Origin of the sequence: Achromobacter sp. Marseille-Q0513, from assembly GCF_018195695.1 — a bacterium.
Lineage (GTDB): Bacteria > Pseudomonadota > Gammaproteobacteria > Burkholderiales > Burkholderiaceae_B > Achromobacter.
The window spans coordinates 1-268 of record NZ_JAGTJY010000689.1; the positions used below are offsets into that span (position 1 = coordinate 1).

The following is a 268-nucleotide window of genomic DNA, read 5'->3' on the forward strand; positions in this document are numbered from 1 at the left end:
CCATGGCGGCTAGGGGTGGATTTCGTGCGGGCGTATCTGCGGGACAGCACACTAAGCGGACGGCTCCGTCTTGGGCGCCGTCTTGCGAGCGGCGGGCTTGGCGCGGGCGGCGGCCTTCGAGGCCGGCTTGCCCGGCGCCTTGGCCGTGGACTTGGCCGCGGTCTTGGCGGCAGCCTTGGGCGCCGGCGTGGCGGCCTCGGCCTCCGGCCTGGACGGCGCAGCGGGGGGCATGGTCGCGGCGGTGGCGGCGGCGATCTGGCCGAACTGC

1 pseudogene is annotated in these 268 nt (G+C 75.7%); it reads right to left on the reverse strand.

What is annotated here, in order from left to right:
• Positions 1–51: 51 nt before the first annotated feature.
• Positions 52–268, reverse strand: a pseudogene (locus tag KDH83_RS32320) (transcriptional regulator); the annotation flags it as partial.